16 protein-coding genes and 1 tRNA gene are annotated in these 14,012 nt (G+C 72.4%); 2 read left to right on the top strand and 15 right to left on the bottom strand.

From position 1 onward, the window contains the following. From AC1UE5_RS23610 to AC1UE5_RS23560, 11 genes are all read right to left on the bottom strand, one after another. A partial coding sequence (locus tag AC1UE5_RS23610) for a helix-turn-helix domain-containing protein (RefSeq protein ID WP_482928255.1) occupies positions 1-174 on the bottom strand: 174 nt, incomplete at its 3' end. 88 nt (positions 175-262) lie between these two features. After that, the gene (locus AC1UE5_RS23605) at positions 263-601 is read right to left on the bottom strand and encodes a fluoride efflux transporter FluC (RefSeq protein WP_482928243.1); all 339 of its coding nucleotides are present in this window, start codon (positions 599-601) and stop codon (positions 263-265) included. Between the two features lie 39 nt (positions 602-640). Continuing rightward, complete coding sequence (locus AC1UE5_RS23600; protein WP_482928241.1) at positions 641-1,501, bottom strand: hypothetical protein; 861 nt, start codon at positions 1,499-1,501, stop codon at positions 641-643. Positions 1,502-1,594: 93 nt separating this feature from the next. After that, positions 1,595-1,676: transfer RNA gene (locus AC1UE5_RS23595), tRNA-Tyr, on the bottom strand. A gap of 16 nt (positions 1,677-1,692) precedes the next feature. Next, positions 1,693-2,118 carry a group I intron-associated PD-(D/E)XK endonuclease gene (locus AC1UE5_RS23590; protein WP_482928239.1) on the bottom strand — a complete coding sequence of 142 codons (426 nt, stop codon included), beginning with the start codon at positions 2,116-2,118 and terminating at the stop codon, positions 1,693-1,695. Between the two features lie 101 nt (positions 2,119-2,219). Then, entirely contained in the window at positions 2,220-3,365 is a 1,146-nt protein-coding gene (locus AC1UE5_RS23585; RefSeq protein ID WP_482928237.1) for a sigma-70 family RNA polymerase sigma factor, read from the bottom strand. Between the two features lie 183 nt (positions 3,366-3,548). After that, complete coding sequence (gene pgsA, locus AC1UE5_RS23580) at positions 3,549-4,091, bottom strand: CDP-diacylglycerol--glycerol-3-phosphate 3-phosphatidyltransferase (RefSeq protein ID WP_482928235.1); 543 nt, start codon at positions 4,089-4,091, stop codon at positions 3,549-3,551. A 33-nt stretch (positions 4,092-4,124) separates the two neighbouring features. Beyond that, entirely contained in the window at positions 4,125-4,703 is a 579-nt protein-coding gene (locus tag AC1UE5_RS23575) for an EamA family transporter (RefSeq protein WP_482928233.1), read from the bottom strand. A 285-nt stretch (positions 4,704-4,988) separates the two neighbouring features. Then, a complete protein-coding gene (locus tag AC1UE5_RS23570; protein ID WP_482928231.1) occupies positions 4,989-5,747 on the bottom strand; it encodes an ABC transporter permease in 759 nt (252 codons plus the stop codon). Further along, entirely contained in the window at positions 5,744-6,472 is a 729-nt protein-coding gene (locus AC1UE5_RS23565) for an ABC transporter ATP-binding protein (RefSeq protein WP_482928229.1), read from the bottom strand. The genes AC1UE5_RS23570 and AC1UE5_RS23565 overlap by 4 nt, the downstream gene beginning before the upstream one ends. Positions 6,473-6,508: 36 nt before the next feature. Continuing rightward, on the bottom strand, positions 6,509-7,546 hold the full coding sequence (locus AC1UE5_RS23560; RefSeq protein WP_482928227.1) for a glycosyltransferase family 2 protein: 1,038 nt from the start codon (positions 7,544-7,546) through the stop codon (positions 6,509-6,511). Positions 7,547-7,627: 81 nt separating this feature from the next. On the opposite strand from AC1UE5_RS23560, the gene AC1UE5_RS23555 reads away from it, so the two are divergent. Next, a complete protein-coding gene (locus AC1UE5_RS23555; protein WP_482928225.1) occupies positions 7,628-8,209 on the top strand; it encodes an ATP-dependent Clp protease proteolytic subunit in 582 nt (193 codons plus the stop codon). Here AC1UE5_RS23555 and AC1UE5_RS23550 read toward each other — a convergent pair. Both AC1UE5_RS23550 and AC1UE5_RS23545 read right to left on the bottom strand, forming a co-directional pair. Continuing rightward, positions 8,206-9,036: a class I SAM-dependent methyltransferase gene (locus AC1UE5_RS23550; protein WP_482928223.1), complete on the bottom strand. Its 831-nt coding sequence runs from the start codon at positions 9,034-9,036 to the stop codon at positions 8,206-8,208. The two genes, AC1UE5_RS23555 and AC1UE5_RS23550, sit on opposite strands and share 4 nt — an antisense overlap. A 23-nt stretch (positions 9,037-9,059) precedes the next feature. After that, complete coding sequence (locus tag AC1UE5_RS23545; protein WP_482928221.1) at positions 9,060-10,481, bottom strand: sugar transferase; 1,422 nt, start codon at positions 10,479-10,481, stop codon at positions 9,060-9,062. A 400-nt stretch (positions 10,482-10,881) separates the two neighbouring features. On the opposite strand from AC1UE5_RS23545, the gene AC1UE5_RS23540 reads away from it, so the two are divergent. After that, the gene (locus tag AC1UE5_RS23540; protein ID WP_482928219.1) at positions 10,882-11,112 is read left to right on the top strand and encodes a hypothetical protein; all 231 of its coding nucleotides are present in this window, start codon (positions 10,882-10,884) and stop codon (positions 11,110-11,112) included. Positions 11,113-11,183: 71 nt separating this feature from the next. Here the strand turns inward: AC1UE5_RS23540 and AC1UE5_RS23535 are convergent, their stop codons facing one another. Together AC1UE5_RS23535 and AC1UE5_RS23530 are read right to left on the bottom strand one after the other, a co-directional pair. Further along, a complete protein-coding gene (locus AC1UE5_RS23535; protein WP_482928217.1) occupies positions 11,184-13,331 on the bottom strand; it encodes a tetratricopeptide repeat protein in 2,148 nt (715 codons plus the stop codon). After that, a complete protein-coding gene (locus AC1UE5_RS23530; protein WP_482928215.1) occupies positions 13,315-14,010 on the bottom strand; it encodes a nucleotidyltransferase family protein in 696 nt (231 codons plus the stop codon). Before AC1UE5_RS23530 ends, AC1UE5_RS23535 begins: the two co-directional genes overlap by 17 nt. Positions 14,011-14,012 lie beyond the last annotated feature (2 nt).

Here is a 14,012-nt window from a genome sequence, read left to right as displayed (position 1 = left end):
GCGCAGCCCGGCATCGCCTTCGGCGACAAATCTCCTGACCCACTTGCGGCACGTCGGCTCAGAGACGCCGAACCTCTCGGCTGTTTCGCGGATCGAGCGGCCATCGACAACGACCGCCAGGACCATCTTCCTTCGCTGAATCAGACTGAGCGCCGCGTTAGCGTGCAGCCGCATCCGGTGCCTCCTTCGGAGAGCTGGGCGTGGTTGGCACCACCCAGCCTCCGAAGAGGCCCGGACGAAACAACGTCCTCAGGACTTACAGCTAGGCGCGCCCGGCCGCCCAGCCCAGCGCGGCGGCACCGACGCCGAGCACGACCGACAGCGCGACGACGGTGAGCGCGCGGCCCGGCCGCCCCGCCTCGAGGTCGCCGAAGACGTCGAGCGAGAACGTCGAGAACGTCGTGAACCCGCCGAGGAACCCGACCCCGAGCACCGCCCGCGCGTCGCCCTCCACGCCCGCGCCGGCGAGCACCCCGAGCAGGAACGAGCCGACGACGTTGATCGCCACGACCGCCCACGGCGCGCTGCCGATCCACGATGTCAGCCCGTAGCGGGAGAGGACACCGGCCGCCCCGGCGACAGCGATCAACACGACGGTCATGCGCGCGACATCATGCCGCGCGCGTCACGCGTCAGCGGCTCAGCCCGCCGTCGCGTAGTCCGCGTCGCTCACCTGGAGCACGGTCAGGCTGGCGGAGGTCATCAACACGTTCGAGGCCGTCGACGTGCAGCCGGGGTACAGCTGCGCCCCGGCCGCGAGGTTGACCGCCACGCCCGTCCCGGTGAGCGACTGCGTCCCGCTGCTCGATCCCGCGAGGTCGATCCGCGCCTGACTGCCCGGGACCTCGTTGTTGCCGGTGCGGTAGAGCGCGCACGTCACCGTCGCCGCCGTCCCGGCCGCCTTCACGCTCACCTTCCACATCCCGAGGAAGTCCGCGGGACCGCCGCCGGTCGGCGTCGTGACGGCGTGGGTCATCAGGTACGCCGCGGCGCCGATGGCGGCCTGGGGGCCGCTCGTGCCCTCCACGCTGCCGCGCGCCCGCGCCCACGTAGCGCCAGCCGGCCCGGTGGCGCCCGTCGTGCCGGTCGCGCCATCCGCCCCGTCCAGGCCGTCCTTGCCCGCAGGTCCCGCGGGACCAGCGGGTCCCGCCGGCCCCGTCGCGCCGGTGGCCCCCGGCGCCCCCGTGGCGCCCGGCGTCCCGGCAGCCCCTGCCCCGCCCCCACCGAGCCGCCCGCGCACGTCCGCCGCGAGGTCCGCGAGCCCGACCGACCCATCCTGGATCTGCGGCGACCGCACCGCGCCCTTGGCGAGGTTCGCGTTCGCGACCGTCCCCTTCGCGAGGTCGCGCCCCTTGAGCGAGCGGTCCTTGACGTCGGCGGACGTGATCAGCTTCGCGGCGACGGCGGTCCCGCCGCCGGCCACGGATAGCGCCGCGAGCACGAGGATCGCGGCGTGAACTGGAGTGAGGGCGCGCAGCCGCGCGCGAGTGGAGGAGAGCACCCGATCCGGTTCGCCGCTGTCCCGCGTGCTCCTCCGCACGATCGCCCCGGAAACGGCGAGAGGGCCGCCGAAGCGACCCTCTCAACTGCCTAGTGGCGGGAGCAGGATTCGAACCTGCGAAGGCAGAGCCACGTGGTTTACAGCCACGCCCGTTTGACCGCTCCGGAATCCCGCCGGGGCGACGAAGCAGTTTAGCGACAGCCCTGCGAGCCACCCGCGATCGGCGCCCCGGCAGCGACCTCGAACGCCGCGTACTTCGGGCCTCCCAGCAAGATGCCAGTCGTCCCCTCGACGTTCTCGGCGGGGATGTACCAGCGCCGGCCGTCACCCGCCAGGACGAACAGCGCATCGACGCGCGCGCTGTCGAAGTGCTTCACGAGACCGGACCAGCTCTGATTGCCGCCCCGCGTTGCGATCATCACGCACCATCGTTCACCACGGGCGTAGGTCGTGGTCTTCACCTGCACGCGCACCAGCCGCTCACCGAAGTCCGCGATGAGGTCGTAGTCCGGGCTGTGCCCGAGCGGCAGGCTGAGCTTCGCCCCTTGCTCGACCAACCACTGCATCGCGGAGAGCTCGCCGTAGTCGCCCTGCTCGCGTGGAGACATCCGTGCCATGCCACGAACATATGTTCGTGTCCGGACGGACCCCGGACAACACAACGGGCCTGTCGCGCTTCCGCGACAGACCCGTTGCAGACCCAGCGACGAACGGCGAACTACACCGCGTCGCGTAGCCGCTGCGCCTCGGGCAGCGACTCGAGCTTCTTGAGCGTGTGGTTCTCGATCTGGCGGATGCGCTCGCGCGTCACGTTGAACGCCCGGCCGACCTCCTCCAGCGTCCGCGGGCGGCCGCCGGCGAGCCCGAAGCGCATCTCGATGACCTCGCGCTCGCGTGCGGGCAGCGCCGCCAGGGCCTTGCGCACGTTCTCCTTGCGCAGCGCCTCGGAGGCGAGCTCGAAGGGCGAGACCGCCGTCTGGTCCTCGACGAAGTCGCCCAGCTCGGACTCCTCCTCCTCGCCGATCGGCTTCTCGAGCGACACCGGCTGCTGCGACATGCGCAGGATGTCGCGCACCTCGCGGACCGTGCACTCCAGCTCGGAGGCGATCTCCTCCGGCGAGGGCTCACGACCCAGCGCCTGGACGAGCTGCCGCTCGACGTGGACGACCTTGTTCAGCTTCTCGACCATGTGGACCGGGATGCGGATCGTCCGCCCCTTGTCCGCGATGGCGCGCGTCACGGCCTGGCGGATCCACCACGTCGCGTACGTCGAGAACTTGTAGCCCCGGCGGTAGTCGAACTTCTCCACCGCCCGGATGAGCCCCAGCGAGCCCTCCTGGATCAGGTCGAGGAACGTCAGGCCGCGACCGAGGTAGCCCTTGGCGATCGACACGACCAGCCGCAGGTTGGCCTCGACCATGTGCTGCTTGGCCTCCATGTCGCCGCGCTCGATGCGCCTGGCGAGCGAGACCTCCTCCTCGGCGGTCAGCAGCGGCACCTTGCCGATCGACCGCAGGTAGAGGCGTAGGGAGTCGAGCGAGGGCTCGACCGTCAGATCAACGGCAGGCTTCTTCGGGCCCTCGTCCGGCGCGGCGTTGCGGCGCGCCTCCGCGGCCGCCTCGACCTTCGCGGCCTCCGACGTCGCCGTGCGGCCATCCGAGCCGACGACCTCGATGCCCTGGTCGTCGAGCCACGCGTGCAGCTCGCTGACCTGCTCCTTGGTGACCTCGACCTCCTCGAGGGCGGTCGCGATCTGCTCGAACGTCAGGACACCCTTCTCCTGACCTTCGGCGATCAGCGGACGCAGCTCGTCGAGATCGACAATCGCCGTCTCGTCCGCCAGAAGTGGCTTCTCCGTGCTCAAGTAGTCCCCCCAGACTGTTCGGGTCTCCGGACCCTTACTTCAAGGTGCAGTACCGCCTACACCAGCTCCATCGGACATCTGTCCGTTGGATCTTTAGTCCGCGTGCGTTGCAGTCACGTTGCAGTTGACACCAGGAGCCACGTGGGGATTTCTAGCAGACCAAATCCCCTTGTCTAGGGGCTTTCACGAACTTCTCCGCAGTCCTTCACGAATCTCCCGCTGTCTCAGGTCGAGGAAGAACGTTGCCCCGGACACCACCGTCACGACAACGGCGACGTACACGAGGGCGTCCACCCAGACCGGCGACGGGTCGAACAGGATGAGGAAGAACAGCGCCGCCACCTGGAGAACCGTCTTGATCTTCCCCAGCTGCGCGGCCGGGATGACCTCGGGCGCCTGAGCTCGCGCGATGGTCACCGCCACCTCGCGCGCGATGATCACCATCGCCACCCACGCGGCGAGACGCTCGAGCGACACGAGTGAGACGAGCGCGGCGATCACGAGCAGCTTGTCCGCGATCGGATCCATGAGCTTCCCGAACGACGTGATCGCCCCGCGCGAGCGTGCGAGCCACCCGTCGACGAAGTCGGTCAGCGACGCCACCGCGAACACGACCGCGGCGAGCACGTCCCCGTTGGACGTCTCGTCGAGCAGCGCGACGACGAGCACCGGCACGAGCAGGATGCGCGCCAGCGTGAGGACGTTCGGGAGGTTCAGCGGGAACATGGGCCGGGCGGGAGGGTACGGACTCCGTGCGGGCTACTCCGGCTCGGGGAACGCCGCGCCCCGCCCGCTCGTCAGCGTCGCCCCCGCGCTGGCGGCCACGACGAGCGCGATCGCGACCAGCTCCCGCGCGCCCAGCGACTGCGACAGCACGAGGAAGCCGGCCAGCGCGGCGACCGCCGGCTCCAGGCTCATCAGGACGCCGAACACGTTCTTGGGCATCCGCCGCAGCGCCTCGGTCTCCAGCGAGTACGGGAGCGCGCTGGACATGATCGCGACGCCGAGGCCGATGGCCAGGTACTCGGGCTCGAGCAGGAACCCGCCGCCCTCGGCCAGCCCCGGCCCGAGCGGGACGAGCGCCGCCACGACCATCGCCAGGGCCACGCCCTCGGCTCCGCTGAACCGCTGACCGGAGCGCTCGGACAGCAGGATGTAGCCGAACCACCCGGCGCCGGCCATGAGCGCGAGCGCGAAGCCCCACGGGTCGAGCGAGCCGTCGCCCAGATCCGCCAGCACCACGATCCCCGCGCCCGCCAGCACCACCCACACGAGGTCGAGCCGCCGCCGCGACGCGATCACGGCCACCGCGAGCGGACCGACGAACTCGATCGTCACCGCGATGCCGAGCGGGATGCGCTCGATTCGCCTCGTAGAACGTCAGGTTCATCACGCCGAGCGTCAGCCCGAACAGCGCGACGAGCCGCAGGTCCGCCGCGCTGCGCCCGCGCACCGCCGGCCGCAGGACGAGCATCAGCACGAGCGCCGCGAACGCGAGCCGCAGCACCGACACCGACGCCGCGTCGAGCTCGTCGAACAGCGTGCCCGCGAGCGCGGCGCCGAACTGCGTCGAGCAGATCCCGCCCGCGACCAGCGCGACCGGCGGGACGCGCTCAAGGCCGCCTACGGCTTGATCCGGCGACCGGTCGCGAAGAGCCACGTCGACCACGCCACGCAGACCGCCGCCAGCGCCGCCGTCACGCCCAGCGCCAGCCCGACCGGCACGTCGCTGGTGCCCAGGAAGCCGTAGCGGACGGCCTGGACGAGGAAGAAGATCGGGTTGACGTGCGACAGCTCCTCCCACGGCGAGGGCAGCACGTCGACGCTGTAGAAGACGCCGCCGAGGAACGTCAACGGGAGGATCACGATGTTGTTGACGAAGGCGGTGTGATCCCAGCTCTCCGCGTAGATCCCCACGACGACGCCGAGCGCGCTGAACAGCGTCAGCGCGAGCGCCACCGCCACGACCAGCACGAGCGGCTCGCGGATCGGCACGTCGACCAGGAGCAGCGCGCACACCAGCAGCGACACGCCGATCAGCACCGCGCGCACGACGCCGCCGAGCGACAGCGCGAGGTTGACCTCCCACGGCCTCATGGGCGCGGCGAGCACGTCGTTGAGGTAGCGGTCGAACTTCGCCTGGAAGACCGTCGCGGAGTTGTTCGCGTACGCGGCCTGCACCATCGCCATCGTGATCAGGCCCGGGACGATGAAGACGTCGTAGTCGAAGCCCTCGATCTGCTTGATGCGCCCGCCGAGCGAGAGGCCGAAGACGAGGATGAAGAGGAACGAGGAGACGACCGGCGCGCCGATCGTCTGCGTCCACAGCTTCAGCACGCGCGCGATCTCGCGGCGGGTGAGGGCGAGCAGCGGCGTGCTCACGCGGCCATCGCCTTCACGTAGACATCGGCGAGCGTCTCGGCCTCGTACTCCGCGCGCAGGCCGTCGGCGGAGTCGCGCGCGAGCAGCTTGCCGCCGCGGATGAGCGCGATCTCCTCGCACAGCTCCTCGGCCTCCTCGAGGTAGTGCGTGGTGAGGAGGATCGTCGTCCCCTCCTCCGCGTGCAGGCGGCGGATGTACTCCCACAGCTCCAGCCGCAGCTCGAAGTCGACGCCGGCGGTGGGCTCGTCGAGGATGACCAGCCGCGGGTGGTGCATCAGCGCGCGAGCGAGCAGGAGGCGGCGGCGCATGCCGCCCGACAGCTTGGGCGCGCGAACCTTCGCCTTCCCGAGCAGGTCGAACACCTCCATCATCTCTCGCGCGCGGGCGCGCGCGTCGGCGCGCGCCATGCCGTAGTAGCCGCCGTGGTAGAGGAGCGTCTCCTCGACGTCGAGGAAGCGGTCGAGGTTGATGTCCTGCTCGGCGAGCCCGACGAGCTTGCGCGCGGCCATCGAGTCGTGCGGCTCGCCGAACACGCGCGCCTCGCCGCCGGTGACGCGGATGAGGTTGCAGACGGCGCTGATGAGCGTCGTCTTGCCGGCGCCGTTGGGGCCGAGGAGGCCGAAGAACGCGCCGTCGGGGACCTGGAGGTCGAACCCGTCGAGGGCGAGGAACCCGTCGTCGTAGCGCTTCGTCAGCCCGCGGAGGGACAGTGCGGGGACAGCCACACCAAGAGGGTAGAAAGCCGTCGAACTAGCGCTCGGCTAGTAGAACGGCAGCCAGCCGGAGAGCGAGGGGAGCACCTCCACCGCCCGCCGCGACACCTTCAGGCGGATCTGCAGCCGCGCCTCGAGGTCCCGCGCGCCGCGCAGCGCCCGCCGCCCGCCCGGCCCCGTCCACGCCGCCACGTGCGCGGCCGCCCCGCGCGTCGTCGCCACCGCGCCCGGCCGCACCCGCCGCGCCCGGCGCAGGTGCTGGCGCGCGAGCCGGACCTGGCCGGCGTCGAGCGCGTCGCACGCGCTCAGCACGTAGGCCTCCGAGAGCCGCTCGCGCCGCAGCGTGTCCGGCAGCCGGTACCGCGGCAGCGCGTTGGCCAGGACGTCGTCCGCGTAGGCGAGCACGTGGAGGTGCATCGCGCCCCAGTTCGTGTGGGCCGCCGTCTGGCTCGTGTCGTGGAAGCGCCCGCAGTTGTCGCGCACATGCAGGTACCCGATCGGGTGCCGCGCGGCGATGCGCATCCACATCATCCAGTCCATGCCCATCTTCAGGTGCCCGACCATCGGCTCGGGCCCGAGCTCCTCCACCGCGCTGCGGCGCGCGAGGATCGCGCAGCACGGCACCGGGTTGCCGCGGTAGAAGACCGGCATCGTCGTCTCCGGCCCGTGGACGCCCTCCTCGAACCGGAAGCGCGGGAGGCCGATCTCGTTCCCGTCGGCGTCGATGTCGCGGCAGGAGGAGAAGACGAACGCGCACTCGGGGTGCTCGTCGAGGAACCGCACGCGCGTCTCCAGCCACGTCGGGTCCCACGTCTCGTCGTGCGGCAGCACGACCACGAACTCGCCGTCGCCCGCCGCGAAGCAGCGGTTCCAGTTGTCCTCGATCGGCACACCGCCCGTGACGGTGTGCGTCACGCGCGGATCGTCGAAGCCCGCCAGGATGCCGCCCGCCGCGCCGTCGCCCGGCCCGTTCTCGGACACCATCAACGCCAGGTCGCCGTACGTCTGCCCGAGGACGCTCGCGACCGACTCCGCAAGCCAACGGGACTCCCCGTGCGTGGGGATGGCGACGTCGACTCGTGGCACATGACGACGCTATTCGGACACGTCGGCGGGAGGCAATGGGTGCTCACTACGCCTTCGGGCAGCCGTGCGTACACTCGCCAGATGCCCCTCGTTCCCACCGTCGTCGAGCGCAGCGCCCGAGGCGAGCGCGAGTACGACATCTACTCCCGCCTGCTCAACGAGCGGATCATCTTCCTCGGCACCGCCGTGGACGACCAGGTGGCGAACCTCATCGTGGCGCAGCTGCTGCACCTCGAGTCGTCGGATCCCGACAAGGACATCTCGCTGTACATCAACTCGCCGGGCGGGTCGATCTACGCGGGCCTGGCGATCTACGACACGATGAACTTCATCAAGCCCGACGTGCAGACGATCTGCTGCGGCATCGCGATGAGCATGGGCTCGCTCCTCCTCGCGGGCGGCGCGGCGGGCAAGCGCTTCTCGCTGCCGAACAGCCGCATCCTCATCCACCAGCCGTCGGCCGGGTTCGAGGGCCAGTCGAGCGACATCGAGATCCACATGCGGGAGATCCTCAAGACCCGCGAGCGGATCGACCAGATCTACGCCAAGCACACCGGGCAGAGCATCGAGCGCGTCCACGACGACATGGAGCGCGACCGGTTCTTCAAGCCCGAGGAGGCCGCCGAGTACGGCCTCATCGACAAGGTGATCTCGAGCCACTAGGGCTTGCGCACCGCCAGCCCGATCCCGAGCCACGTCGCGCCGGTGCGCGCCGTGTGCTCGGCGTACTGGCCGGTGAACTCGTAGAAGTCGAACTCGCCGGCGCGGTCGCGTTGCAGCTCCTCCCACACGGCGGTGACGCCGGGCGTGGGGGCGCTGACGATGTCGTGCAGCACGACCGCCTTGGCCGTGTCGATCACCGACTCGACGTCGTGCCGGCAACCGGCCTCGCGGTGGTCGCCGTCGACGAGGACGAGGTCGAACGGCCCCTCCTCGGCGAGGAAGCGGCGGAACTGCGGGAGCTGGCTGTTCATCGCGCGGATCTGCACCTCGGGCCGCTCGTCCGCGTACCGCTTGAGCGTCGCGTGGATGTCGAGGTCGACCGCGACCGACTTCGTCAGCGGACGGAAGCGCGACAGGTACTCGGTCGTGATGACGAACGTCCCGCCGTGGCGGCAGCCGATCTCCAGGTAGCTGCGCACGTCGAGGTCGAGCAGCTTGACCAGGTACGGCGCGAACTGGCGCGGGAACTGCCAGTGGCGCAGGCCGTAGCCGCAGGACGACCACAGCTCCTCGGGGAACTCCTCCTCGATCTGCTCGGAGTTCAGGCCGAGCCGCGGCAGCAGGTCGTGCTCCAGGTACTCGGGGTCGCGGAGCCGGTCGAGCGGGGCCTCGCGCAGCAGCCGCACGTAGGAGAGGTCGATCGCGCTGGCGCCGAAGCCGTTGCGCCGGCGGCCGATGTTCTCCAGGGCGAGGACGGTCCGCTGGGGCAGGACGGCCTTCGCGGCGCGGCGGATGGGCTCGAGGCGGGGAAGCTCGAGAGCGGGCATGCGTACGACCTCCGGGTCGTTTCCTAGTAGGCACCGCGCCGCGCGAGCACGGCGGGGACGGTCTTGATGAGGATCTTCAGGTCGCCCCACAGCGACCACGTCGTGACGTAGAGGTAGTCGAGGTTGACCATCGCCTCGAACGGCACCTCGGAGCGCCCGTTCACCTGCCAAAGTCCGGTCAGGCCCGGCGTCAGGTCGCTGCGGCGGCGGTAGTAGCCCTCGACCTGCCGCGCCTCGGTCTCGATCAGCGGGCGCGGGCCGACGAGGCTCATGTCGCCGCGGACGATGTTCCACAGCTGCGGCAGCTCGTCCAGCGACGTGCGGCGCAGGAAGGCGCCGACGCGCGTGACGCGCGGGTCGCGGCGGATCTTGAACATGCCCAGGCCGATCGCGGGCCCGTGGAGGTTGAGGTCGGCCAGCTCGTCCTTGGCCTCGTCCGCGCCCTCCTTCATGGAGCGGAACTTGAGGACCTCGAACGGCTCGCCCCAGCGGCCGATCCGCTGCTGGCGGAAGAGCACCGGGCCCGGCGAGTCGAGCTTGATCGCGATCGCGCTGAGCACGATCAGCGGCAGCATCACGATCAGCGCGAGGCTCGCGATGACGACGTCGAACGCGCGCTTGATGAGCAGCGACGTGCGGCCGAGGCGGACGTACGGGACGGTGAGGAGCGAGGTGCCCTCGAGCTCGTGGAGCTCCAGGCGCGTGCCGAGCATCTCGAACCACGCCGGCAGCAGGTCGACGCGGACTCCGTGCTCCCCCAGCTCCCGCGCGAGGTCGAACCGCTCGCTGCCCGACTCGCCGCGCGGCGGGCTGCAGAGGATGACGCGGTGGAGCTGGTGCTCCTTGACGAGGCCCATGAGATCCTCGTGCCGCACCCGGTCGGGCATCGTGCCGGCCGCGCGGCGCGGGGCGAGGCTCGTGAGCGCGATCGTCCCGACGAGGTCGAGGCCGTACTCGGGGTGGCGCTCGATCTTGCGGCGCAGCGCGCGCGCCTGCTTGGGCGTCCCGACGATGAGCGTGCGGTGCGCGTACCACTCCTTCGTGCGGGCGCGGCTGCGCACGGCTGCGCGCCCGGCGAGCAGCAGCACGGTGCCGACGACCCACATCAACGCGACCGACGGGACCGTGACGCTGTCGAGCCCGAGCAGCTCGGCGACGAGCAGCACGCTCCAGCTCCACAGGACGGTCATCTGGAGGACGGAGCCCGCCTCCTCGCCCACGCCCTGCTCGAGCCGGCGGCTGTGCAGGTGGTAGAGGTCGTGCCCCGCCGCGAGCAGGCTCCAGCACGGGATCGCGAGCAGGATCAGCGGGAGCTGGTCGAGCAGCGCGTCGTCGTGGCCGGTGAGCGCGCGCACCCCGAGCACCACGCCGAACGTGAGGAGCAGCGCGAGGATGTCGGAGAGGGCGAGCCCGCGACGCAGCCGCCATGCCCGCTCGTCCGACACCCAGCGATGGGAGGCCGCTCGTCGGCGGGCCTCTCCCTCGGCGCGGGCGTCTAGGGCTGCGAGGTGGCGTTCCGGGTCATGTAGTGCGTCGAGGGCCACCAGATTCCTTCCCGGGGGCATCTGATGACGATCCGAACAGGTTCGGAAGGCCCGTGTCAAGGGTGAGTCGAAAATCCTGCACGGGGGTGAGCGGTCCTGGTAGCGTCGCGCCATGAACCCTTCGTGGAGGACGCCACGAGCACGAGGACGGGCAGGGATCGCCACAGTCGCGGTCGGCCTCTCGTGCCTCGCACTCGCCGCGCCTGCCGCGGCGATCTCAGGCAGTTCGGGGGGCGCCGACGCGTCCGCCGCGCAGTACCTGTCTCCGTCGCAGAACACCGTCGCGCCCTCGGGTGACACGGTGCCCGGCACCTCGCCCTCGGAGGGCCAGGCGGTGCCGCTGGGCGAGGAGACCCCGGTCAACGAGACCGCTCCGGAGGAGACGGCCGTCCTCCCGGCGACCCCGGTCGCCTCGGACGAGGAAGGCCTGCCGTTCACGGGGTACGTGCTCATCAGCGTGATCTCCGCGGGCATCCTGGCGCTGCTTCTCGGCTTCGCCATCCGCCGGTTCACCGACTGGCGCCTCGCCTGACCCGCCGCTAGGCGCCTCGCGCGTCGGCCGCGCTCAGCGCGCGGCCGGCGTCGCTGTGCGCCTGAGCCGCGTCACCGGGTGGGCGTCGCCGCGCCGGTGGTGCCGAGGGTGGCGGGGATGAGCAGCGGGGCCTTGGCGACCGCGGCGTCCCACTCGCGGCTCGGGGCGTCGAGGCTCCACATGAGCTCCTGCGCCGTGCGCTGCATCGGGCTGAGCGCGACCGCGCGCTTGGCGGTCGCACGGGCCAGCGGGTCGCGGGCCGCGGCGCGGGTGAGCGCGAGGCCGTAGAGCGGCTCCCAGTTCCTGGGGTCGAGCTGCGCGGCGCGGTGCATGGCCTCGACCGCGCGCTCGGGGTTGCCCGCGAGGAGCGTGCCGTAGCCGAGCGCCTCCCACGGCTCCGCGCGGTCGGGGAGCGCGTCGATCGCCTCGACCGCCTCCTGCGCCGCCGTCTGCCCGTCGCCGGCGCGCAGCGCGTCGACCGCCCGGTCGAGCGAGGCCTGCGAGCGCGCGAGCGCGAGCGGCAGCACGGCCACCGCCGCGCAGACCGTGACCGCGAGCGCGCGCACGACGATCGAGCTCGCCGAGCGCGGCCCCGGCGGAGGATCGGTCGGCGCGGGCCGCCGGGCCAGCGCGGCGCCTGCCAGTGCGAACACCCACAGCGTCACCGCGGGCAGCTCCCAGTCCCAGTCGATGCCCGCGCACAGCGCCCACACCAGGAACACGGCGAGCACGATCGCGACCGTCTGGCGCTCCGCTTCACGCGCGCGCACGCGCGCGAGGAGCCCGACGAGCACGCCGAGCACCGCGAGCAGCACGAGCGCCAGGCCGACCAGGCCCAGCTCACCGAGCGTCTCGACGTACAGCGAGTGGCCGTCGACGACGCTGTCCAGCCGGCCCGACTCCTGGTTCCACAGCAGCTGGTAGGTCCCCGCGCCCTGGCCCTTCAGCCGGTCGGCGGCGAACCCGTCGAGCGCGACCTCCCAGTGCTCGATCCGCCCGTTGTTGCCCAGCTCGGTCAGCCGCGTGCGCGTGTCGGCGCGCTCGGGGACGTCGTTGCCCTCGAGGAAGTCGTCGACCTGGTCGGCGAGCGCGCCGCCCGCCCCGGCCGCCAGCGCGACCACCACGAGGAGCGCCCCCACGCCGGCTGCCGCCAGACCGGCGCGACGCCGCGTTTCCGGCGCCGGCGGCGCTGGCGCGGCGGGCCGCGCGGGCAGGCCCCACCGGCGGCGGCGCGCCTCGCGCGCCGCCCACACCACGAGCGGCAGCGCCGCCACGAGCCCGGCCACGACGACCGCCGCCGCGACGCGGCGCCCCTCGGTCACCGCCTCGGCGCTCTGCGGGGTGCGCGACGCGAGGGCGTCCGCCCCGTACGCGACCACCAGCGCGACCGCCGATGTCGGCAGCGTCGCCGCCAGCCCGAGCCACGCGCCGCGCGGCCGCGCCGCCGCGAGGTAGACCAGCAGCCCGAGCACGCCGGCGACGATCGCGCCGCGCGAGAACGTGAGCAGCACCGTGACGGTCAGCGCCGGGACGACCGCCGCGGCGAGCGCGCGGATCCACGGCGGCTCGCGCTCGTCGCACACGAGGTGCACGCACAGCAGCGCCGCGCACGTCGACAGCAGCCCCATCCCGTTCCAGTAGCTGATCGGATACGCGAGGCGCCCGGGCTGGAGCGACGGCGCGACCGACCACACCTCCGGCAGCATCCGCGTGATCAGGCCGCAGATCGCGATCCCCGCCAGCGCGGCCGCCAGCGCGCGGATCAGCCACGTCAGCCGGCGGGCGCTGAACGCCGTCCCGGCGAGCAGGAGGAACGCGAGCAGGTAGGCGAGCGGCCGCGCGTGCTCGACGAGCGCCCGGCCCGTCGCGTCCGACCACGTCGCCGACAGCAGCATCCACGCCGTCAGCCCCGCGAGCCCGGCGGCCGGAACCAGCGCGGCCGGCCCGTACCCCGCGAACGGCCGGGGCGCGACGAGGACCTGCAGCCCCAGCGCCGCCGCGAGCACGACCGCCGCGGCGCCCGCCGCGCCCGCGAAGAAGCCGCCGGACGAGAACGCGAGCCACACCGTGAGCAGCGTCGGCACCGCGACGACGAGCGCGAGCCCGAGCCGCGCCGCCAGCCCGCCGTCGGGCGCGGCGTAGGCGACGCCGTGCGGAGCGCTCGGCGCGGTGACGCGGCGCGGCGGCGGCGCTGCGGCGACGTCAGGCGGCGGCGACATGGTCCTCCAGCCAGCCCTCGGCGGCGGCCAGCGCGGCGGGCGTGCCGACATCGAGGTACGTGTCGGAGAGGTGGACCGCCTCGACCCGGCCGCCCGCGGCGGCGAGCGCGAGGAAGTGCTCGCTCGGCCACGTGCACTCGCCGAGCCCGGCCAGCGCGTCGGCCCGCGCCGCGAAGCAGCCCCAGATGCGCGAACCCGGGGGGTCGGCCGGCTTGATCGCGATGTCGACGACGCGGCCGGCGCCGTCGCAGACCACCACGTCGGAGCGCGACGGCTCCGCCACCCCGAAGAGGCCGAGCGCGACGTCGGCGCCGGCGCCGACCCGGTCGCGCAGCGTGGCGAAGCCGTCCCGGGGCAGCCACAGCGCATCCGGGAACCCGACGAGCACGACGTCGTCGTCGCGGAGGGTGGGCGGGGATGAGAGCCCGAGCGCGATCGACGCCGCCAGCTCCGGCGGGTGCGCGAGGACCACGCGGTGGTCCGCGGCGAGCTCCCGCACGTCGTGCTTCTCGGGCCGCGTGACGACGCGGATGTCCGAGGCGCCCGCGACCGCGAGGCGCTCCAGGAGGTGCGCGATCAGGGGCCGCCCACCGACGGGCAGCGCCTCCTTCGAGCAGCCGAGCGGCTGCAGCCGGGTCGCGTGCCCGGCGGCGGGGACGATGCCGACGGGCGCGCGCATGG

The sequence above is a fragment of the Parviterribacter multiflagellatus genome (assembly GCF_056863265.1).
The sequence above is the reverse complement of the archived record's forward strand: the minus strand, read 5'-3'. Positions and strand labels throughout refer to the sequence as shown.

Bases quoted from the DNA above. Each gene is read 5' to 3' on its own strand.
- AC1UE5_RS23605 (WP_482928243.1), bottom strand. From the start codon at position 601: ATGACCGTCGTGTTGATCGCTGTCGCCGGGGCGGCCGGTGTCCTCTCC.
- AC1UE5_RS23590 (WP_482928239.1), bottom strand. From the start codon at position 2,118: ATGGCACGGATGTCTCCACGCGAGCAGGGCGACTACGGCGAGCTCTCC.
- pgsA (WP_482928235.1), bottom strand. From the start codon at position 4,091: ATGTTCCCGCTGAACCTCCCGAACGTCCTCACGCTGGCGCGCATCCTG.
- AC1UE5_RS23555 (WP_482928225.1), top strand. From the start codon at position 7,628: ATGCCCCTCGTTCCCACCGTCGTCGAGCGCAGCGCCCGAGGCGAGCGC.
- AC1UE5_RS23550 (WP_482928223.1), bottom strand. From the start codon at position 9,036: ATGCCCGCTCTCGAGCTTCCCCGCCTCGAGCCCATCCGCCGCGCCGCG.
- AC1UE5_RS23535 (WP_482928217.1), bottom strand. From the start codon at position 13,331: ATGTCGCCGCCGCCTGACGTCGCCGCAGCGCCGCCGCCGCGCCGCGTC.
- AC1UE5_RS23530 (WP_482928215.1), bottom strand. From the start codon at position 14,010: ATGCGCGCGCCCGTCGGCATCGTCCCCGCCGCCGGGCACGCGACCCGG.